Consider the following 19,337-nt stretch of genomic DNA (forward strand, 5'->3'; position numbering starts at 1 on the left):
GGTCGGCGGGGGCGGAGCCGGGGCGCTCGGCGGCGGGCCTGCCGCCCGCCAGCCGGCGGGCCCAGGCGCCCAGGCCGCCGCGCCTGCCGCCCTTGCGGGGCGCCGCGCCGGAGCTCAAGTCCTGCTGTCCGCCGTGGGTTTCGTCGTCCGTGGCGGGGGCGTACGGGGCCGGTGCCCCGGGGGCCGGGGCGTCGGAGGGCTCGGCGGCGGACCTGTCGGGGAAGCCGGGGCCGAGGTCGGCGGTGGAGGTGCCGCGCACGGGGGTGCCGCGGCGGGCGGAGGAGGCCCAGGCGGGCGGGGCCTCGGCGGGGGCGGCGCTGCCGCAGGAGCCGGGCGCAGGGCCGTCCATCGGGGCCGCAGGGCCCGAGAAGCCTTGGTGGACGGGCCACTCGGCGGGGGCGGCGGGCTCGCTGTGGAGATCCTCCCGGGGCGCCGCGCCCGCCCCTGCACCGGCCGCTTCGGCGGGCGCGGGCTGCGGGGCCCGCTCCGGCTGGGCGGCGGACTGCGGGGTGTACGGGCCGGTGGCGTGGGCGGTGGGCTGCGCGGACGCGGAGCGGGCACCGGCCGTGGCATGGGCGCCGGGCGCGGCGGGGGCCGGGATGCGCCCTTCGGCCGCGGCCGGACGGCCGGGAGCGTCGTACGCGGGAGGGGTGCCACCGGAGGCATGGGCGCCGGAGGCATGCCCGCCGGGGGCGGTGTCGTGGGTGGCGGGGCGTATTCCGGGGACGCCGGGGGCGGAGGCGGGGGAGACGCGCAGATGGCCCTCGCCGTCGGGGGTGGACTCAAGACAGGGGTCGGGCGCGGTGGGGGAGGGGTGCAGGCGCAGCGCGGACTCGCCGATGCGCAGCAGGGTGCCGGGCCGCATGGGGGCGGGGACCTCGTCGACCTCGGTGCCGTCCAGGACCGTGCCGTTGGTCGAGCGGAGGTCGGCGACCGTTATCGAGCCGTCCTGCTCGACGGTGACCGCGCAGTGCAGCCGGGAGACGTCCGGGTCGTCCAGCGGGACGTCCGCGTCCGCCGAGCGCCCGATGCGGATCTGGCCGCCGTGCAGGAGGTGGACGCCGCCCGCGTCGGGCCCCGAGACCACCTGGAGGCGGGTCGTGCCCTGCGGGGGCAGGCCGTGGGCGGGGGCGGGGCCCGGTCCGTGCAGGGACAGCACCGCGCCGTCGATCAGCGGTGGTTCGCCGATGGCCGCGCGCTGGGTGTCCAGCCGCTCCGACCCGGCGTACAGCACGACGGGGCCGCTGGTGCCGCCCGGGGCCGCGCCGCCCGAGGTGCTGCTGCCGGTGCTGCTGGTGGCGCCGACATCCGCACCGGAGCCGGCCACGGCCGCCGCGAGGCTGCTGGCGACCGCAGCCAGGGCCGTCCCGGCCGGGGCCGTGACGAGCACGTCGCACGCGCGTGTGGAGTGGCCGCTGCGCGGCCCGAGGACGGTCAGCCGGATCTGCATCGCCGTCAACGGTCCCTTCTGCCCGGGGAGTTCGGCAGGGGTTCCGTTTCGCCCCCCACCGCAGCCGAGCACGTCGGCACGTACAAGTCCCTAGTCCCACGTCGCGACGGAGACCTGCCACCCCACCGCTTCCGTGCTGGATGCATCCTCGCACCTGCCACTGACAACGCGCCCGGCGACCGTCACTCAATGATCTTGATTGGTCGACTGAGGATGCAAAAGTGCCTGCTTGAGACATGCAAACGGCCTGTTTTCGATCATTGGCGATGTGTGCGCGGATGTGAGTGCAGGGGAGCAAGGGGGAAAAGTGAGAAAGGAGGCAGTCAACCGGGCCGGAAGCGGTCTGCGTCAAGCGGTGGCCAACGATCGGCAACCATCTGTCCGGAACGCGCGTCTTCCACTCAAGCCCCGCCCGTTGTGCCCGGCCGGTAGCTCTATCGGCGGCACTACAGTGGGGCGGACGGGCGGACACCGCCCCGGGGGGCTGGACAGCGCAGGAACCACGATCAGGGAGCGCATGACGTGCGGCCGGTAGGCAGCAAGTACCTGCTCGAGGAGCCGCTCGGACGCGGCGCCACGGGCACCGTCTGGCGTGCCCGCCAGCGAGAGACCGCGGGTGCCGAGGCCGCCGTCGCGGGAGAGCCCGGCGAGACGGTCGCGATCAAGGTGCTCAAGGAGGAACTGGCGCACGACGCGGACGTGGTGATGCGCTTTCTGCGCGAGCGCTCCGTCCTGCTGCGCCTGACCCACCCCAACATCGTCCGCACCCGCGACCTGGTCGTCGAGGGCGATCTGCTCGCGCTGGTCATGGACCTGGTCGACGGCCCTGACCTGCACCGCTACCTGCGCGACAACGGCCCCTTCTCGCCGGTCGCCGCCTCCTTGCTGACCGCCCAGATCGCCGACGCGCTGGCCGCCAGCCACGCCGACGGCGTGGTGCACCGCGACCTCAAGCCCGCCAACGTCCTGCTCGCCGGCTCGGACGGCGAGGGTGAGATGCACCCGATGCTGACCGACTTCGGCATCGCCCGCCTCGCGGACTCCCCGGGCCTGACCCGCACCCACGAGTTCGTCGGCACCCCCGCCTATGTGGCGCCGGAGTCCGCCGAGGGCCGTCCGCAGACCTCCGCCGTGGACATCTACGGCGCCGGAATCCTGCTGTACGAGCTGGTCACCGGGCGTCCGCCGTTCGCCGGCGCGACCGCCCTGGAGGTGCTGCACCGCCACCTGAGCGAGGAGCCGCGCCGCCCCAGCACCGTCCCCGAACCGCTGTGGACGGTCATCGAGCGCTGTCTGCGCAAGAAGCCCGAGGAGCGGCCCAGCGCCGAGAACCTCGCCCGCGCGCTGCGTACCGTCGCGGCGGGCGTCGGGGTGCACGCCACCCCCGCCCAGGCCGAGGCCGCGCTCGGCGTCGCCGCGCTGCTCGCGCCCGACCCGGCCCCCGCGCCGGTCCCCGGCTCCGGCGGCGGTGGCCTGGGCAGCGGCACCGGTGACGCCGACCCCACCCAGGTGCTGCCCTCCAACGCCGGTTCCTACGACCCGGCCGCGCCCACCAGCGTGCTGCCCACCAGCGGGCAGGGCGGCCCCGACGCCGACCCGACCCAGGTGATGCAGCACGGCTCCGGCCCCGGCGGCCAGGGCTACGGGTCCGGCCAGGGCGGCCCCGACCCGACGCGCGCGATGCCGCCCGTACTCCCGGGCCCGCCCGCCGGCGCGCCCCAGGAGCCGGACGGCCCGCACCCCTGGGAGTCCCAGCTGCGGGCCGCCCGCGACCGCAACGAGCAGACGCAGATGCAGTACCTGGAGCCCGGCCAGGACCCGCTGCGCCGCCGCCCCCAGCGCCGCCCGGCCCCCCAGCAGCCGCCGCAGCAGGCGCCCCAGCAGCCTCCGTACCAGCAACAGCAGCGCCCGCAGCAGCAGCTCTACCGCCAGCAGCAGGCCCCGGCGCCCTACGCCGCCCCGCCGCAGGCGCAGCAGCGCCCGCAGCAGCCGCCGCCGCAGCGCTACGAGCCGCAGCGCCCGCCGGCGCCGGAGCCGCGGCCCCGCCGGGAGCCCCGCGAGCCGCGGCGGCGCAGCCCCAACCGCATGCGCATCCCCGGTCTGGGCTGCCTCAAGGGCTGCCTGTTCATGATCGTGCTGCTGGTCGTGGGCGCCTGGCTGATCTGGGAGTTGACGCCGCTGCAGGACTGGGTGGCGGACGGCCGCAGCTTCTGGAACCAGATCGGCCAGTGGATCTCCGACGTCAAGGACTGGGTCTCCAGCCTGGGCGGACCGTAGCCGCGGATATGGCATCCCGGGGTACGGAGCACCCGCTCCACGCCCCGGGCGGGCGTCTTTCGAAGGGACCCGCGCCACGCGACTGTGGAGATTTGTCGACACCTGAAGGGTGTTTTCCGCCGCAGAAGCGACCGTTGGCGCCGTCCGGGGCACCCAAGCCCCCGCCGCCCGCGTAGTTTTGTCGCCAACACCGGACCCTGAGGCGCTTGCCCGAGCGCACCGGGGCCGGGCACCTGTTGGACAAGACCCGTCGGAGCAGTCTTGGCACGGAAGATCGGCAGCCGGTACACCGCCCACCAGATCCTGGGGCGCGGCAGCGCCGGCACGGTGTGGCTGGGCGAGGGCCCCGAGGGGGCCGTGGCCATCAAGCTGCTGCGCGAGGACCTCGCCTCCGACCAGGAGCTGGTGGGCCGCTTCGTGCAGGAGCGCACCGCGCTGCTCAGCCTGGACCACCCCCGGGTGGTCGGCGTGCGCGACCTCGTCGTGGACGGCAACGACCTCGCGCTGGTGATGGACCTCGTACGGGGGACGGACCTGCGCACCCGCCTGGACCGCGAGCGCCGCCTCGCCCCCGAGGCGGCCGTCGCCATCACCGCCGACGTCGCCGACGCGCTCTCCGCCGCGCACGCCGCCGGGATCGTGCACCGCGACGTCAAGCCCGAGAACGTCCTCCTGGACATGCAGGGCCCGCTCGGCCCGGCCGGCGCGCACCCGGCCCTGCTGACCGACTTCGGCATCGCGCGCCTGGTCGACTCCCCGCGCCGCACCCGCTCCACCAAGGTCATCGGCACCCCCGACTACCTCGCCCCCGAAATCATCGAGGGCCTGCCGCCGCGCGCCTCCGTGGACGTCTACGCCCTGGCGACCGTCCTGTACGAGCTGCTCGCCGGCTTCACGCCCTTCGGCGGCGGCCACCCCGGCGCCGTACTGCGCCGCCATGTCACCGAGACCGTCGCCCCGCTGCCCGGCATCCCCGACGAGCTGTGGCAGCTGCTCCTGCAGTGCCTGGCCAAGGCGCCCGCCTCCCGGCTGCGCGCCCCCGAGCTGGCCGCCCGGCTGCGGGAGATGCTGCCCGGCCTGGCCGGGGTTCCGCCGCTGGACATCGACGAGCCGGACGACGAGGAGGCCGACGCCGAGGCCGCGGGCGAGAGCCCGGCCTCCGCGGGCGCCTCCGGCCCGTACGAGGAGACCCTCTACCCGCCGGTGGCCCCCGGCGAGGCCCGGCCGCGCGGCGCCGTCCCGCTGGTGCACGGCGCGGTGCCGGACTCCAACCGCGAGACGCACACCAGCATGCGCGTCCCCGGCCCCGACGAGCTGGCGGGCGGCGCGCACGGCACCGCCCGCTCCCCGCGGATGGCGGGCGAGCGCAGGGCGGGCTCGGCGCGCAGCCGCGACGCGGTGCGGCGCCGCCGCATCAAGCTCGGCGCTGCCGCCGCCGCGGTCCTCGTCGCCGCGGGCGTGGGCGGCTGGCTGGCCGTCGGCGGCGGCGAGGACAAGCCGGACTCCCGGCCCGGCGTGCACCAGCCGGAGCGGCGCACGCCCTGACCCGCCCGGTGCGCCGGGCGCGTACGGCCCCGCCGGACGCGCCGCGGCCGGGCGGAACGGGGGCCGCTCGCAGGTACGGGACATGGAGGCGGCGGCAGCCGTTAGGCTGGGTGCGTGGCAGTCGTCGATGTATCCGAAGAGCTGAAGTCCCTCTCCTCGACCATGGGGTCGATCGAGGCCGTCCTGGACCTCGACAAGATGAGGGCCGATATCGCCGTGCTCGAGGAGCAGGCCGCGGCGCCGTCCCTGTGGGACGACCCGGAGAACGCGCAGAAGATCACCAGCCAGCTGTCCTACCTCCAGGGCCAGCTGCGCAGGGCCGAGGAGCTGCGCGGCCGGGTCGACGACGTCGAGGTGCTCTTCGAGCTGGCCGAGGCCGAGGACGACGAGGACGCGCGCGGCGAGGCCGAGGCCGAGCTGGCCGCCGTCCGCAAGGCGGTGGACGAGCTGGAGGTCCGCACCCTGCTGTCCGGCGAGTACGACTCCCGCGAGGCGCTGGTCAACATCCGCGCGGAGGCCGGCGGCGTGGACGCCGCCGACTTCGCCGAGAAGCTGCAGCGCATGTACCTGCGCTGGGCCGAGCGCCACGGCTACAAGACCGAGGTGTACGAGACCTCCTACGCGGAAGAGGCCGGCATCAAGTCGACCACCTTCGCCGTGCAGGTCCCCTACGCCTACGGCACGCTCTCGGTGGAGCAGGGCACGCACCGCCTCGTGCGCATCTCGCCGTTCGACAACCAGGGCCGCCGCCAGACCTCCTTCGCGGGTGTCGAGGTGCTGCCGGTGGTCGAGACGACCGACCACATCGAGATCGACGAATCGGATCTGCGGGTGGACGTGTACCGCTCCTCCGGCCCCGGCGGCCAGGGCGTGAACACCACCGACTCCGCGGTGCGCCTGACGCACATCCCGACCGGCATCGTCGTCTCCTGCCAGAACGAGCGCTCGCAGATCCAGAACAAGGCGACCGCGATGAACGTCCTCCAGGCCAAGCTCTTGGAGCGCCGCCGCCAGGAGGAGCAGGCCAAGATGGACGCGCTCAAGGGCGACGGCGGCAATTCCTGGGGCAACCAGATGCGCTCGTACGTCCTGCACCCGTACCAGATGGTCAAGGACCTGCGCACCGAGCACGAGGTCGGCAACCCGCAGGCCGTGCTGGACGGCGACATCGACGGCTTCCTGGAGGCCGGAATCCGCTGGCGCAAGCAGCAGGAGAAGTAACCGGCGCAGCGGACGGCGGGATTTTCCTGGTCCCTCTGCATACCGTGAAAACAACTGCCGCTTTTTGAGCGGCAGTTGTTTTTTCGTGTGGAGGTTTGGTCACAGTCATACGTCCATGCACCCAGCAATTCATGCCAATTCGGTCATCACCCCTTTAAACGACCTTGACGTTGGTGTGAGAACTGGGAAGGGTGGGGCGCGGCATGCGTATGTCTGGGGCGCGTGTGAACGGGGAGATGTGTGAACTGCCCGCCCGGCGGGGCTGCGTACGCGCACACCCGCTCCGGCCGCGGCCCCGTACAGCGATGCTCCATTGACGAGTACAGCTACTGGGGGTAGCAGGCACATGACGAAGAAGACTCGGCTGCGCGTAGCGCGTGTCGCGGCCGCCGCGGTCATCGCGGCCGGTGCGTCGCTGACGGCGGCGGGCGCGGCCTCCGCGGTCGGTACGGACGCGGAGCAGACCACCACGAAGGGCGGCGGCGGCTTCCTCGGCGGCATCGGCCTCTTCGGTGGCGGCGACAGCGACGGCGGCACCAGCGGTGGCGAGGAGAACGGCGGCACCACCGGCGGCTCGGAGACCATAGGCGGCGTGTCCTCCGGCTCCACCGGCGGCGAGGAGACCACCGGCGGTACGAGCACGACCGGCGGCAGCACCACCGGTGGCGAGCCGACCACGGGCGGCACCACCACCAGCGGCGGCACCACCACCACGGGCGGCAGCACCACCGGTGGCGAGCCCACCACCGGCGGCACCACGACCGGCGGCGGCAACGGTGGCACCACCGGCGGCTCCTCGAACGGCGGCAACTCCGGTGGCAACACCGGCGGCAGCACCACCGGTGGCGGCAACTCGGGCGGCAGCACCACCGGCGGCGGCAACTCGGGCGGCAACTCCGGTGGCAGCACCGGCGGCTCCACGAGCGGCGGCAACACCGGTGGCAGCACCGGCGGCTCCACGGGCGGCAACTCCGGCGGTTCCACCGGCGGCGACAACGGTGGCAACAACACCGGCGGCACCTCCGGCGGCAGCCACAGCGGCGGCGGCAACGCCGGTGGCCTGACCACCGGTGGCTCCGGCGACGGCACCGGCACCGGTACGGACAACGCCGGCAGCAAGCCGATCGAGCAGCCGGGCCAGTCCAAGGAGCAGATCGCCAACACTCCGGGCCAGGCCAAGCAGCAGACCCAGCAGCAGGCCAAGGGCGGCGAGCTGGCCGAGACCGGTGCCTCCGGCACCACCTTCCTGCTGATCGGCGCCGCCACGATGATCGCGGGCGGCGTCGGCTTCCGCATGATGCCGCGCCTGATCAAGGGCGGCGGTGGCGGCGCGGCCGCTGCCTGATCCACCACCTGACGCGAGCCGATCGCGGCAGACCAGGGGCCCGGAGCGCACCAGCGCTCCGGGCCCCTGGGCCGTAAAGGCGCGGAAGGACGGAATGGCGGAAGAGCAAAAGAGCGAAACGTCAGGGTGTCCGGGGCGCCACGGTCGGTGACCTCAGGGCTGCCCGGCGGGCGCTACGCGGCCTGGTGCACCAGCAGGGCCACCGCGATGAGCGCCACCAGCAGCGCCACCAGCATCGCGGGCGTCAGCTGGGCGAAGATGCCGCCTGCCTGGTGCTGCAGCCGCTCCCTGCTGGCCCGGCACACCGGGCAGCGGCCCTCGTTCACAGGGGCCGCGCAGTTGGCGCACACCAGTCGGTCGTACGTCATGCGACCTCCTTCTCACAAGCGCCAACGCACCGGAACGCGCATTGGTTCCCTCTACCACTGTGCCAGCTCCGCGACCGATCGGCGCGCCCCACCGTTCAGCCGCCGTTCCACGGCCGGAATGTGCTCGGTTTGTCCCCGTAGATGCCGTGAATAAACGCACCAACACCTCACGGCGACTGCGCCGCCACGCGTGGTTCGCGTATGGTCACGCACACCGACGGGAGCCGCAACTCGGCAGCCCGTATCCCCTACCCAGGTCGACCGTGGTGCATCTGTGATCCGATTCGACAACGTCTCCAAGACCTACCCGAAGCAGAACCGCCCCGCTCTGCGAGACGTCTCGCTGGAGATCGAACGCGGTGAGTTCGTCTTCCTGGTGGGTTCCTCGGGCTCCGGCAAGTCCACCTTCCTGCGCCTGCTCCTGCGCGAGGAGCGCGCCTCCCACGGCGCGGTGCACGTACTGGGGAAGGACCTCGCGAAGCTGTCCAACTGGAAGGTCCCGCACATGCGGCGCCAGGTGGGCACGGTCTTCCAGGACTTCCGGCTGCTCCCCAACAAGACGGTCGGGCAGAACGTCGCCTTCGCGCTGGAGGTCATCGGCAAGCCGCGCGGGCAGATCCGCAAGACCGTCCCCGAGGTCCTGGACCTGGTGGGTCTGGGCGGCAAGGAGGACCGTATGCCGGGCGAGTTGTCCGGCGGCGAGCAGCAGCGCGTGGCCATCGCCCGGGCGTTCGTCAACCGCCCGATGCTGCTGATCGCGGACGAGCCGACGGGCAACCTCGACCCGCAGACCTCCGTCGGCATCATGAAGCTGCTGGACCGGATCAACCGGACCGGTACGACGGTGGTCATGGCCACCCACGACCAGCAGATCGTCGACCAGATGCGCAAGCGGGTCATGGAACTAGAAAAGGGCCGGCTCGTACGCGACCAGTCGCGCGGCGTCTACGGCTACCAGCACTGAAAGGACGCCATGCGCGCCCAGTTCGTCCTGTCGGAGATCGGCGTCGGTCTCCGCCGAAACCTCACGATGACCTTCGCCGTCATCGTCTCCGTGGCCCTCTCGCTCGGCCTGTTCGGCGCCTCGCTGCTGATGCGCGACCAGGTCAGCAACATGAAGGGCTACTGGTACGACAAGGTCAACGTCTCCATCTTCTTCTGCAACAAGAACGACGCGGGAAACGGCACCAACTGTGCCAAGGGCGCCGCCACCGAGCAGCAGAAGAAGGACATCAAGGCCGAGCTGGACCGGCTGCCGCTCGTGGAGAGCGTGCAGTACGAGTCCAGTGACCAGGCGTACAAGCACTACAAGGAGCAGTTCGGCGACACCCCGGTCGCCGGGCTCGTGACCCCCGACCAACTCCCGGAGTCCTTCCGGGTCAAGCTCAAGAACCCGACCAAGTTCCAGGTGATCAAGTCGGCGTTCGGCGAGCGGCCCGGAGTCCAGGAGGTGCAGGACCAACGGGACACCGTCGAGCCGCTGTTCAACCTCCTCAACGGCATGAACATCGCCGCGCTGTGCGTGATGGGGCTGATGCTGATCGTTGCGCTGCTCTTGATCGTCAACACCGTACGGGTGTCGGCGTTCAGCCGAAGGCGCGAGACGGGGATCATGCGGCTGGTGGGAGCGTCCAGCTTCTACATCCAGATGCCGTTCATCCTGGAGGCAGCGATCGCGGGCCTGATCGGCGCGGTGTTCGCCTGCGTCCTGATCGTCGGCGGCAAGTACGTCCTGGTCAACAACTGGCTCGCGGCGAAGATCCAGGTGATCAACTTCATTGGCTGGGATTCGGTGGTCGCGGTGCTTCCGCTGGTGCTGCTGATCGGTCTGTTGATGCCGGCGCTCGCCGCGTTCTTCGCGCTGCGCAAGTACCTCAAGGTGTGAGGTATGCCAAGGGCGCCGTACGGTCAACTCACCGTACGGCGCTTCTTTCTGGCCTAGACTCACCGGCATGTCGGGCCCGTGGTTGTTCGTCCGGCCGCGCCGCATCCGCCGCGGGGCGGCCCTGACGCTGGTCTTCGCGAGCGTGCTGGCCACCGGTGCCGCAACGGGCACCTGGGAGGCGGAGCAGGAGCAGGGCACCGCGGGCCGGCGCATAGCGGCCCGTACGGTCGCCGAGGCCCGCGCGGAGGTCAGGGCCAGGGGCGGCGCACCGGCCCCCGCCGACCGCGCCGCCGTCGAAGCGGCCGCCGACCAGGCCATCCAGGACGGCAAGTCCGGCTCCCAAGCGGCGGCCGAGGTCGTCAGCCGCAGCGGCGACCGCTGGTCCACGGTCTACACCGCCCGCGAGTACGAGGGCTTCCAGCGGGAGCTGGACGGCGAGTACGTCGGCGTCGGCCTGTGGGTGCGGCGCGGCGCCGACGGCCGGGTGGAGGTCGCCCGGGTGCAGCCCGGCAGCCCCGCGGCGCGGTCCGGCATCCGGGCCGGCGACGGGCTGCGGAGCATCGACGGCAAGGCGGCGCAGGGCAGCCCGGTCACCGAGATCGTCTCCCGGCTGCGCGGCGACGCGCGCGGCCCCGCGGCGCGCGGCGCCCGGGCCGGCAGCCCGGTGGACCTCGGCCTGGAGCGCGGGAAGCGCACGTGGACGGCCACGCTGCACCGCGCCCGGCTCAGAACGGAGAACGTCACCGTCGACCGCCCCGAGGGCGAGCGCGGGCTGACCCGGATCAAGATCGACGCCTTCGCCAAGGGCACGGGCCACGAGGTCCGCAGGGCGGTGCGCGACGCCGCCCGCGCGGGCGCCCGCTCCGGCTCCTACAGCGGCGTACTCCTCGATCTGCGCGGCAACACCGGCGGCCTGGTCACCGAGGCCGTCAGCGCCGCCTCCGCCTTCCTGGACGGCGGGCTGGTGGCCACGTACGACATCCACGGCAGCCAGCGCGCCCTGTACGCCGAGGACGGCGGCAACACCCAGATCCCGCTGGTCGTCCTCGTCGACGGCGGCACGATGAGCGCCGCCGAGCTGCTGGCCGGCGCGCTCCAGGACCGCGGCCGTGCGGTGCTGGTCGGCTCGCAGACCTTCGGCAAGGGCTCGGTGCAGATGCCCAGCGAGCTGCCGGACGGCTCGGTCGCCGAACTCACCGTCGGCCACTACCGCACCCCCTCGGGCCGGGGCGTGGACGGCCGGGGCATCACCCCCGACCTCGTCGCCGAGGACGGCGCCGAGGGGCGGGCCCGCACAGTATTGAGTGGCCTCGGGGGCGGGGCGTAGTGCGAAAATGTCGGCACTATGGCTAAGGCGAACGCGAACACCAAGGCGAAGAAGAAGGCCGAGGAGGCCGGGCGCAAGCTCATTGCGCAGCACAAGAAGGCACGGCACGACTACCTCATCCTGGACACCTACGAGTGCGGTCTGGTGCTCAGCGGCACCGAGGTGAAGTCCCTGCGGCAGGGGCGGGCGTCCCTGGTGGACGGCTTCGTCCAGATCGACGGCGGCGAGGCGTGGCTGCACAACGTGCACATCCCCGAGTACGCCCAGGGGACCTGGACCAACCACGCCGCGCGCCGCAAGCGCAAGCTGCTGCTGCACCGCGAGGAGATCGACAAGCTGGCGTCCAAGACGCAGGAGACGGGTCACACGATCGTGCCGTTGTCCCTGTACTTCCTCAAGGGCCGGGCCAAGGTCGAGATCGCGCTGGCCAAGGGCAAGAAGGAGTACGACAAGCGGCAGACGCTGCGTGAGCAGCAGGACCGGCGCGAGGCGGACCGGGCGATCTCGGCGGCCCGGCGGCGTCAGCGGGGGCAGTGAGGGCGCTGCGGCTCCCACCGGCCAGGAATACGCTGGCACCGTCGCGCGTTGGTCACGTACGATGGCTACTGCACCTCACAGCGGGTGCGCGCTTTGAAAACACAACATGGGGATGATCGGTTTCGACAGCGGATGTCGAGGCAGGGGAAGCGAGCCGAGGAAGCGGCAATGATCTCGTTAACCACGTGTCGCAAAAAAATAATCGCCAACACCAAGCGCGATTCCTTCGCCCTCGCTGCCTAAGTAGCGACCTGCGAAGTGTCAGCCCGGGGGTGTTCCCGACCCGGATCCTGGCATCAGCTAGGGAACTAAACCACCAGGTTCGGCCACGGGGCCTGGTGGGAAATCAAACAGTGGCTGGGCCCGTCGGCGGCTTGTCCGTGTGACTGCCGGGGCCGAGAAAAGCACAGCGGACTGCGCTCGGAGAAGCCCTGTTTCCGCACCGTTGGACGCGGGTTCGATTCCCGCCATCTCCACGAGACGAGTGGGTGCTTTCTGCTCGCGAACTGCGCGAGCAGATCCCGTCTCGTCGGGTTTCTGGGGGGCATGCCCCCCAGACCCCCTCATCCCATGTGAGAGAAAGCCCCCCGGCTTGCGACACCGTCGCCGGTCGGGGGGGCTTTTTCGTGCCTGCGGACGGCCGGGCTGTCCGGGTGCCCGTCAGGCGCGGCGGCGCGGTGGCGGCAGGGCGGCCAGGAGGGAGAGGGCCGGGGCGGGGGCGGAGGGAGGCGGGTCGGCGGGGGCCGGGGCGGGGGTACGGCGGCAGACCAGGGCGTCGGGGTCGCCGGGGGGCGGCTGGAGGGTGTAGCCGTCGGGGCAGGGAGCGCCCGGTGCGCCCGGGGCTCCCTTGTCGCCCTGGGGGCCCTGAGGTCCTTGGGCGCCGGCCGGGCCCTGGGGCCCTTCGGGGCCCGCGGGGCCGGCCGGGCCCGGTGCGCCGTCCGTGCCGTTGGCGCCGTCGCGGCCGCTCAGGCCGTCCTTGCCCGGTGCGCCCGGTTCGCCCGTCGGGCCGGGGGAGCCGGGGGCGCCCGACGGCCCCGGTTCGCCCGGCTCGCCGCGCTCGCCCGCCGACCCCTGGGACCCCGTACCGCCCCTGGCTCCCCGCTCGCCGCTCTCGCCGGGCTTTCCGTCGGCGCCCGGCAGGCCCGGCACCGCGGTGGGCACCTCCACCCGGGCCAGGAGGTCGTCGATGGCCTCGGAGGGGTCGGGCGCGGCGGGCGTGGCGCCCTGGGAGGTGACCTGGGCGCGCAGCGTACGGACGTCGCGGGCGAGGGTGGACAGGGCCTCGCCGCGGCGGTCGGCCTCTATGGCGAACTGGTCGGCGCGGCGGTCACCGGCGTCGATACGGGCCCACAGGATCACGGCGATGCCACAGAGCGCGGTGAGCACACAGACGAGGAAGACGCTGCGCCAGCGGGCCGCCAGGAGCCGCTCGAGCCGGGTCATGGCGGTCCTCCCAGACGTTGGTTGTCCAGCCGCAGGCGCGCGATCTCCGATTGGTCCGCGCTGTGCAGGGCGCTCAACTCGGCCAGCTTGGAGTCGCGTTCGGCGATCTGGCGCTCCAGGCGGTCGCGCTCGGCCTGCAGCTTCTCGGTGAGGCTGGAGAATCCGGTCAGGGCGTTCTCGCCCCGCTTGCCGAGGTAGGCCACCACGGAGGCGCCCAGCACTCCTAAGCAGGCGAGGAAGGAGCCGAAGAGGGTGACGGTGGCATCCAACGTGACTGCCTCCTGCGGGCTCGGCCGTGCGGCGGCGACCTGGGTACTTCGCAGTGAGTAACGAGGCGTATGCCTAAAGGATGTGCCCGCGAGGGGTGAAATCCAGCCAACTCGGCTTATTGCGGCGCTAGTTGATCAAGGAGGAAGGCCCGGAGGTCGGCCAGCGGGAGATCGGGGGTCTCCAGCGCGGGGAAGTGGCCGCCGCGGTCGTGCTCGGTCCAGCGCGCGATGGCGTCCAGGCGCTCGGCGAGATGGCATACGGGCAAGAAGAGGTCGCCGGGGAAGACGGAGACGGCGGTGGGGGTGGTGGAGGGGGCGGTCATGGCCGCGAGGGCGGCGGGGGAGTGGTGGGTCTCGTCATACAGGCGGGCGGAGGAGGTGGCGGTGTTGGTGAGCCGGTACAGGGTCGCGGTGGTCAGCAGGCGGTCGCGGTCGACGTCGGACTGCGGGGCGTCGCCGCAGTCGGAGAAGGCAGTGAACTCCTCGGCTGTCCAGGCGAGCTGGCCGGCGGGGGAGTCGGCGCCAGCCGGGTTCGCGGACCGGGCCCGAGTAGCCGTAGCCGGGGAGGGTGGGGACGACCAGGTCGGAGCCGTCGGCGGCCAAAGGGCCGGTCAGGTCCAGGAATTCGGCGAAGGAGCTGGGCCAGCCGTTGAGGAGGACGAGGGGGAGGGGAGCGGGGGTGCGGGCGGCGGTGGCACGCAGGTGGACGAAGTGGACGGTGGTGCCGTCGATCTCGGTGGTGAACTGCGCCGGCGCGTTGAGCTCGGCCTCGGTGGCGGCGCCAGTCGTAGCCGTGCCGCCAGTGGGCGGCGAGGTCCTTGCGGTGGTCGAGCGGGACGCCCTGCTCCCAGCCCTCGCCGGGCGCCGCATCGGGCCGGCGCGTACGGTCCAGCCGCTGGTGCAGGTCCTCCAGCGCGGCGGAGGGCGTCTCGATACGGAACGGAGTGATGGCGGCAGGGGCGGAAGCAGGTGTCCGGTCGTGGGCCATGCGCCGACGAGAGGGGCGTACGGGCGCGGGGCGGGGGGGGGTCGTTTCGGCCAGGCCTCCACGGCGGCCCGGCGGCACGTCGGCGGCCGCGCCGGGCCGGACTTCGGGCGGGTGGTGAGGCGTCAACCTGCCCTCCTCGCCCGCCACTTGAGCTTCGGAGCCGCGGCGGTACGGCCCGTGGTGGCGACGACGGCCGCCAGCGCCGCCGCGGTCAGCGGGACCCCGTAGCCCGCGGTGGCGCCCAGGTGTTCCGCGCTCCAGCCGCCGAGGGCCGAGCCGGTCGCGATGCCGCCCAGGAGCGCGGTCACGGCCAGCGTCATGCCCTCGTTCAACTGGGCTGCGGGTGTGCGGTGCTGGACCAGGCGCATGCCGGTGACCATGGCAGGGGCGGTGGCCATTCCGGCCGGCAGCAGCGCGGCGGCCAGTACGGGCGGGCTGCCGGTGAGGAGCGCGGCGAGCAGCGGGAGGGACATCAGGGCCGCCATCGCCGTGACACAGCGGGCGAAGGGGTCCGGGCGGTCCGGGCCCGCCGGTGCGCGCAGCCCGTACAGCAGGCCCGCCGCGCAGGACCCGGCGGCCTGCAGCGCGAGCAGGCCGCCCGCCGCGGCGCGCACCCCGTGGCCGTCGGCGAAGGCGACCGTGACCACTTCCAGGGAGCCGAAGACCGCGCCGGTCAGCAGGAAGGTGAGCAGGAGGGGAGGGACGCCGGGCAGGCGGAGCGGGGAGCGGGTGCGGTGGGCGGTGCGCGGCGCCACGGGGGGCTCGGTGCGGCGCTGGGCCGCGAAGAGGAGTACCCCCGTCAGCAGCAGGACGACGCCCGCCGCCGTGCCCGCCTCCGGTGCGACGGCCGTGCACAAGAAGGCCGCCAGCACCGGGCCGAGCATGAAGCACGCCTCGTCCGCCGCCTGCTCGAAGGAGTTGGCGGTGTGCAGACAGCGGGCGTCGTCGCGGAAGAGGTGGGCCCAGCGGGCCCGGGACATGCCGCCGGTGTTGGGGGTGGTCGCGGTGCAGATGTAGGAGGCGAACAGGGTCCAGGCGGGGGCGTCGAAGCGTACGCACAGCAGCAGGGCGAGGGAGCCGAGGGCGGCGAGGGCGGTCGCGGGGACGGCGATCCGGGCCTGTCCGTAGCGGTCGATCAGCCGCGCCGTCCACGGCGCGAGGAGCGCGGTGGCCGCCAGACCGGTCGCGGTGACCGCGCCGGCCAGGGCGTACGAGCCGCGCGACGCGGCGATCATCAGCAGCGCGCTGATGCCGAACATGCCCATGGGCAGGCGGGCCAGCAGGTTGGCCGCGGTGAAGGCGCGGGTGCCGGGGACGGCGAAGAGACGGCCGTACGGGCCCCTGGGCGGGCGGACCCTGCGCACGGGCGGGGCGGTGACCGGCCGGGAGGCGAGGAAGAGGATCATGCATCTACGGTCGTGCCGGGGGGTGTTGGGCGTCCAACACCTGATCGGTGGCCATTGACGCATCTGTGTTGTCAATATGTGCGGGTGCCCCGCGACATCGAACCCCGGCTGCTCCGCGCCTTCGTCACCGCCGCCGACGAGCTCCACTTCACCCGCGCCGCCGCCCGGCTCTATGTCGCCCAGCAGGCGCTGAGCCGCGACATCCGGCGCCTGGAGCGGGAGTTGGGCGCCGATCTGTTCCTGCGGACCACCCGCCAGGTGTCCCTGACGCCGGACGGCGAGCGGCTGCTGCCGTACGCCCGGCGGGTGCTGGCGGCGCAGGACGCCCTGGCCGAGGCGGCGGCGGGAGGCGGGCGGCCGCTGCTGGTCGACGTCGGAGCGGCGGTCGGCACCGCCCACCGGGTGCTGCTGCGGGCCCGGCGCGAGGACGCCGCCACCGAGTTCGTGGCCCGCTTCCACAGCGGGCTGACCGGCGCCGCGCAGAGCATCCTCGCCGGGCGGCTGGACGTCTCCTTCGGCCGGCTGGCCGGGCTCGATCCGGCGGTACGGGCCTGCCTGGACCACCGTCCCGTACGGTACGAGCCCCTCGCCGTCCTGCTGCCCGACGACCACCCCCTGGCGGCGCTGCCCGAGGTGCCGCTGGCGTCCCTGGCGGGCGAGACACTCTACGCCGCGGCGGGCAACGCGCACACCGCGGAGTGGACCGATCTGGCCGAGCGGCTGTTCGCGGGGCGCGGCATCGGCGTCGCCGAGCCCTTTCCGGAGATCGAGGGGGACGCGGAGTTCGTCCGGGTGGTGCGCAAGCGGGGCTGGTCGGTGCTGGCGAGCGTGGAGTTCATCGAGGTGCCGGGGATGACGCTGCGGCCGCTGGTCGATCCGGTGCCGCTCTCGCCGGTGTCGATGGTCTGGCGCCGGGGCCTGCGCCACCCGGGGCTGGGCTCGCTGTGCGCGGCGGCCGGCGCGCTGGCGCGGGAGGAGGGCTGGCCGGCCCGCCCGCCGGGCGGGAGCTGGCTGCCGCGGGCCGATGCCGAGGTGATGCGGGCACCCGCCCAGTGATCCCCGCCACGCAAATGACCCCAGGCGTGCAGGCAACCCAACCGTCGTGAAGCTCATCTCCACTGGGGGACTGTGCGCCAAACGGACAGGAACCGCACAGGAACACCATAGGAACGATCAGGGGGAGTCGTGCGCAGACGTCCATTCATCGCGGTACTGCTGGCCGCGACCACGGTGACGACCATCGGCCTGACGGCCTGCGATTCGCCGCGGGTGGCCGCGCTCAACCCCGACTGCACGACCAAGGGCCTGAAATGGCAGGCCACCGTGCTGAAGAAGAAGCCGCGCACGCTGCAGCGGGACGCCAAGCTGACGGTCGTCAACAAGGGCGACTCGGCCTGTGTCTTCCGCGGGTACCCGGTCATGGAGGTACGGGTCGGCAAGGGGCCCGAGACCCGCGCGGTGGCCCGCCAGGGCGACCTGTCGCTCAATCTGAACCCGGGCAACCGGCTGACCTTCCCGCTGCGCTACCAGGACACCGAGAAGGGCCCCGACTCGCCCGCGTGCCTGGTCAGCAGCGAGGAGGCGATCGTCAAGGCGCCGCGTGACACCAAGAGCAAGACGGTGACGGTGCGCGACGAGTCCGGCAAGCGCAGCCGGATGGACGTCTGCGACGGCAAGATCAGCATCAGCCCGGCCAAGCGCACCTCGGAGTAGCCGCCCGCCGGGGCGCGTGCTCACCGCGCCCCGCACCGCCGGGTGAGAGCAAGGTTGCCTGACGGTCACCTGCCGCCACAGCGCGGAAACGCGCCCTGCCTAGCGTCGGTCCACAGGTCCCGGTTGCGGGATGCGGTACGGCCCGACACCTGGAGGCGCCATGACAGCCACGGCCCCGGCACGCGAGCGCAAAGGCGGCCGCTGGATCGAGCGGTGGGACCCGGAGGACGGGGACTTCTGGCGCCGAGAGGGCGCCCGCGTCGCCCGCCGCAACCTCGTGTACTCCGTGTTCAGCGAGCACATCGGCTTCTCGGTGTGGAGCCTGTGGTCGGTGATGGTGCTGTTCATGGGGCCCGAGTACGGCGTCGACGCGGCCGGGAAGTTCTTCCTGGTGGCACTGCCGACGCTGGTGGGCGGCGTGCTGAGGGTCCCGTACACCTTCGCCGTCGCGCGCTTCGGCGGGCGCAACTGGACGGTGATCAGCTCGCTGCTGCTGCTCGTGCCCACCCTCGCGGCGGCCCTCGTCATGCAACCGGGCACCCCCTATGCCGTGTTCGTGGCCGTCGCGGCGCTGACCGGCGTCGGCGGCGGGAACTTCGCCTCCTCCATGACCAACATCAACTCCTTCTACCCGCTGCGGGAGAAGGGCTGGGCGCTGGGCCTGAACGCGGGCGGCGGCAACCTCGGCGTCCCCGTCGTCCAGCTGCTGGGCCTGCTGGTCATCGGGACGGCGGGCGCCGCGCACCCCCGGATCGTGCTCGGCCTCTACATCCCGCTGGCCGTGCTCGCCGCGCTGCTGGCCGCGCTGCGCATGGACAACCTCGCCACCGCCGCCAACGACACCGGCGCGGTCAGGGAGGCGGTGCGCGATGTGCACACCTGGATCCTGTCGCTGCTCTACATCGGCACCTTCGGGTCCTTCATCGGCTACGGCTTCGCCTTCGGGCTGGTCCTCCAGCACCAGTACGCGCGCACCCCGCTCCAGGCGGCGGCGCTCACCTTCATCGGGCCGCTGCTGGGGTCGCTGGCCAGGCCGCTGGGCGGTCGGCTGGCGGACCGCCTGGGCGGCGCCCGGATCACCCTGGTCTGCTTCGCCGCGATGGCGGCGGCCACCGGCGTCGTCCTGCTGGCCTCGCTGCGGCACTCGCTCGCGCTGTTCGTGGCCGGATTCATCGCGCTGTTCGCGCTGACCGGGCTGGGCAACGGCGCCACGTACAAGATGATCCCCGGCGTCTTCCGGGCCAGGGCCGGGGCCAGGGGCCTGACGGGCGCGGCGGCGGACGCCCACGGGCGCAGGCTCTCCGGCGCGGCCATGGGGCTGATCGGCGCGGTGGGCGCGCTCGGCGGGCTGGGCGTCAACCTCGCCTTCCGGCAGTCCTTCGCCGCCCAGGGCTCGGGCACCTGGGCCTTCGTCTCCTTCCTCGCCTTCTACGCGGTGTGTGTCACGGTGACCTGGGCCGTATACCTGCGCGGGGCGGGCCGTACGGCGGCACCGGCCCCGGAGCGGGCGCCGCGCCCGGTGTACGCGAAGGTGTGAGCCGGGCACCGTAATGGCCGCGAAAT

Annotated in this window: 18 protein-coding genes, 1 other RNA gene and 1 pseudogene; 12 read left to right on the forward strand and 8 right to left on the reverse strand. The window is 73.1% G+C overall.

Going from position 1 to position 19,337, the window contains the following annotated elements:
- Positions 1 to 1,450: FHA domain-containing protein (locus AC4IJH_RS12065; RefSeq protein ID WP_490851727.1), on the reverse strand; the 1,450-nt coding region annotated here is incomplete at its 3' end.
- A 522-nt stretch (positions 1,451 to 1,972) separates the two neighbouring features.
- Between AC4IJH_RS12065 and AC4IJH_RS12070 the strand changes: the two genes are divergently transcribed.
- The 4 genes from AC4IJH_RS12070 (at position 1,973) to AC4IJH_RS12085 (ending at position 7,838) form a co-directional block, all read left to right on the forward strand.
- Positions 1,973 to 3,727 (forward strand): serine/threonine-protein kinase, encoded by a 1,755-nt coding sequence (locus tag AC4IJH_RS12070; RefSeq protein WP_490851623.1) that lies wholly within the window; start codon positions 1,973 to 1,975, stop codon positions 3,725 to 3,727.
- A 261-nt stretch (positions 3,728 to 3,988) separates the two neighbouring features.
- Positions 3,989 to 5,272 carry a serine/threonine-protein kinase gene (locus AC4IJH_RS12075; RefSeq protein WP_490851624.1) on the forward strand — a complete coding sequence of 428 codons (1,284 nt, stop codon included), beginning with the start codon at positions 3,989 to 3,991 and terminating at the stop codon, positions 5,270 to 5,272.
- 114 nt (positions 5,273 to 5,386) lie between these two features.
- Entirely contained in the window at positions 5,387 to 6,493 is a 1,107-nt protein-coding gene (gene prfB, locus AC4IJH_RS12080) for a peptide chain release factor 2 (protein WP_490851625.1), read from the forward strand.
- Positions 6,494 to 6,839: 346 nt separating this feature from the next.
- Positions 6,840 to 7,838, forward strand: coding sequence for a hypothetical protein (locus tag AC4IJH_RS12085; protein ID WP_490851626.1), 999 nt, complete (start codon positions 6,840 to 6,842; stop codon positions 7,836 to 7,838).
- A 173-nt stretch (positions 7,839 to 8,011) separates the two neighbouring features.
- Here AC4IJH_RS12085 and AC4IJH_RS12090 read toward each other — a convergent pair whose 3' ends face one another.
- A complete protein-coding gene (locus AC4IJH_RS12090; RefSeq protein ID WP_490851627.1) occupies positions 8,012 to 8,206 on the reverse strand; it encodes a hypothetical protein in 195 nt (64 codons plus the stop codon).
- A 274-nt stretch (positions 8,207 to 8,480) separates the two neighbouring features.
- Between AC4IJH_RS12090 and ftsE the strand changes: the two genes are divergently transcribed.
- The 5 genes from ftsE to ssrA all read left to right on the forward strand — a co-directional run bounded on the left by ftsE (position 8,481) and on the right by ssrA (position 12,434).
- A complete protein-coding gene (ftsE, locus tag AC4IJH_RS12095; RefSeq protein ID WP_490851628.1) occupies positions 8,481 to 9,170 on the forward strand; it encodes a cell division ATP-binding protein FtsE in 690 nt (229 codons plus the stop codon).
- 9 nt (positions 9,171 to 9,179) lie between these two features.
- Positions 9,180 to 10,091 carry a permease-like cell division protein FtsX gene (gene ftsX / locus AC4IJH_RS12100; RefSeq protein ID WP_490851629.1) on the forward strand — a complete coding sequence of 304 codons (912 nt, stop codon included), beginning with the start codon at positions 9,180 to 9,182 and terminating at the stop codon, positions 10,089 to 10,091.
- A gap of 67 nt (positions 10,092 to 10,158) precedes the next feature.
- A complete protein-coding gene (locus AC4IJH_RS12105; protein WP_490851630.1) occupies positions 10,159 to 11,418 on the forward strand; it encodes a S41 family peptidase in 1,260 nt (419 codons plus the stop codon).
- An 18-nt stretch (positions 11,419 to 11,436) separates the two neighbouring features.
- The gene (gene smpB / locus AC4IJH_RS12110; RefSeq protein WP_490851631.1) at positions 11,437 to 11,955 is read left to right on the forward strand and encodes an SsrA-binding protein SmpB; all 519 of its coding nucleotides are present in this window, start codon (positions 11,437 to 11,439) and stop codon (positions 11,953 to 11,955) included.
- A gap of 108 nt (positions 11,956 to 12,063) precedes the next feature.
- Positions 12,064 to 12,434: a transfer-messenger RNA gene (gene ssrA / locus AC4IJH_RS12115) on the forward strand.
- A 181-nt stretch (positions 12,435 to 12,615) separates the two neighbouring features.
- On the opposite strand, the gene AC4IJH_RS12120 is transcribed toward ssrA, so the two are convergent.
- The 6 genes and pseudogenes from AC4IJH_RS12120 to AC4IJH_RS12145 all read right to left on the reverse strand — a co-directional run bounded on the left by AC4IJH_RS12120 (position 12,616) and on the right by AC4IJH_RS12145 (position 16,061).
- Positions 12,616 to 13,398, reverse strand: coding sequence for a collagen-like domain-containing protein (locus tag AC4IJH_RS12120; RefSeq protein ID WP_490851632.1), 783 nt, complete (start codon positions 13,396 to 13,398; stop codon positions 12,616 to 12,618).
- Positions 13,395 to 13,667 carry a hypothetical protein gene (locus AC4IJH_RS12125; RefSeq protein ID WP_490851633.1) on the reverse strand — a complete coding sequence of 91 codons (273 nt, stop codon included), beginning with the start codon at positions 13,665 to 13,667 and terminating at the stop codon, positions 13,395 to 13,397. Before AC4IJH_RS12125 ends, AC4IJH_RS12120 begins: the two co-directional genes overlap by 4 nt.
- Positions 13,668 to 13,783: 116 nt before the next feature.
- Positions 13,784 to 13,990, reverse strand: coding sequence for a hypothetical protein (locus tag AC4IJH_RS12130; RefSeq protein WP_490851634.1), 207 nt, complete (start codon positions 13,988 to 13,990; stop codon positions 13,784 to 13,786).
- A 34-nt stretch (positions 13,991 to 14,024) separates the two neighbouring features.
- A complete protein-coding gene (locus tag AC4IJH_RS12135; RefSeq protein WP_490851635.1) occupies positions 14,025 to 14,537 on the reverse strand; it encodes an epoxide hydrolase N-terminal domain-containing protein in 513 nt (170 codons plus the stop codon).
- Positions 14,488 to 14,655: pseudogene (locus AC4IJH_RS12140) on the reverse strand (epoxide hydrolase N-terminal domain-containing protein); the annotation flags it as partial. The pseudogene AC4IJH_RS12140 and the gene AC4IJH_RS12135, both read right to left, overlap by 50 nt.
- Positions 14,656 to 14,777: 122 nt before the next feature.
- The gene (locus AC4IJH_RS12145) at positions 14,778 to 16,061 is read right to left on the reverse strand and encodes an MFS transporter (protein WP_490851636.1); all 1,284 of its coding nucleotides are present in this window, start codon (positions 16,059 to 16,061) and stop codon (positions 14,778 to 14,780) included.
- Positions 16,062 to 16,145: 84 nt separating this feature from the next.
- Between AC4IJH_RS12145 and AC4IJH_RS12150 the strand changes: the two genes are divergently transcribed.
- The 3 genes from AC4IJH_RS12150 to AC4IJH_RS12160 all read left to right on the forward strand — a co-directional run bounded on the left by AC4IJH_RS12150 (position 16,146) and on the right by AC4IJH_RS12160 (position 19,311).
- Positions 16,146 to 17,117: a LysR family transcriptional regulator gene (locus tag AC4IJH_RS12150; RefSeq protein WP_490851637.1), complete on the forward strand. Its 972-nt coding sequence runs from the start codon at positions 16,146 to 16,148 to the stop codon at positions 17,115 to 17,117.
- Between the two features lie 129 nt (positions 17,118 to 17,246).
- Complete coding sequence (locus AC4IJH_RS12155) at positions 17,247 to 17,774, forward strand: DUF4232 domain-containing protein (protein ID WP_490851638.1); 528 nt, start codon at positions 17,247 to 17,249, stop codon at positions 17,772 to 17,774.
- A 160-nt stretch (positions 17,775 to 17,934) separates the two neighbouring features.
- Positions 17,935 to 19,311 carry a nitrate/nitrite transporter gene (locus AC4IJH_RS12160; protein WP_490851639.1) on the forward strand — a complete coding sequence of 459 codons (1,377 nt, stop codon included), beginning with the start codon at positions 17,935 to 17,937 and terminating at the stop codon, positions 19,309 to 19,311.
- The last annotated feature ends 26 nt before the right edge of the window (positions 19,312 to 19,337 follow it).

It is taken from the genome of Streptomyces sp. UF-297, from assembly GCF_058245575.1.

Excerpts from the sequence above, each read along its gene's own strand:
- AC4IJH_RS12085 (WP_490851626.1), top strand. The coding sequence starts at position 6,840 with ATGACGAAGAAGACTCGGCTGCGCGTAGCGCGTGTCGCGGCCGCCGCG.
- AC4IJH_RS12090 (WP_490851627.1), bottom strand. The coding sequence starts at position 8,206 with ATGACGTACGACCGACTGGTGTGCGCCAACTGCGCGGCCCCTGTGAAC.
- ftsX (WP_490851629.1), top strand. The coding sequence starts at position 9,180 with ATGCGCGCCCAGTTCGTCCTGTCGGAGATCGGCGTCGGTCTCCGCCGA.
- AC4IJH_RS12105 (WP_490851630.1), top strand. The coding sequence starts at position 10,159 with ATGTCGGGCCCGTGGTTGTTCGTCCGGCCGCGCCGCATCCGCCGCGGG.
- smpB (WP_490851631.1), top strand. The coding sequence starts at position 11,437 with ATGGCTAAGGCGAACGCGAACACCAAGGCGAAGAAGAAGGCCGAGGAG.
- AC4IJH_RS12120 (WP_490851632.1), bottom strand. The coding sequence starts at position 13,398 with ATGACCCGGCTCGAGCGGCTCCTGGCGGCCCGCTGGCGCAGCGTCTTC.
- AC4IJH_RS12130 (WP_490851634.1), bottom strand. The coding sequence starts at position 13,990 with ATGACCGCCCCCTCCACCACCCCCACCGCCGTCTCCGTCTTCCCCGGC.
- AC4IJH_RS12135 (WP_490851635.1), bottom strand. The coding sequence starts at position 14,537 with ATGCGGCGCCCGGCGAGGGCTGGGAGCAGGGCGTCCCGCTCGACCACC.
- AC4IJH_RS12145 (WP_490851636.1), bottom strand. The coding sequence starts at position 16,061 with ATGATCCTCTTCCTCGCCTCCCGGCCGGTCACCGCCCCGCCCGTGCGC.
- AC4IJH_RS12160 (WP_490851639.1), top strand. The coding sequence starts at position 17,935 with ATGACAGCCACGGCCCCGGCACGCGAGCGCAAAGGCGGCCGCTGGATC.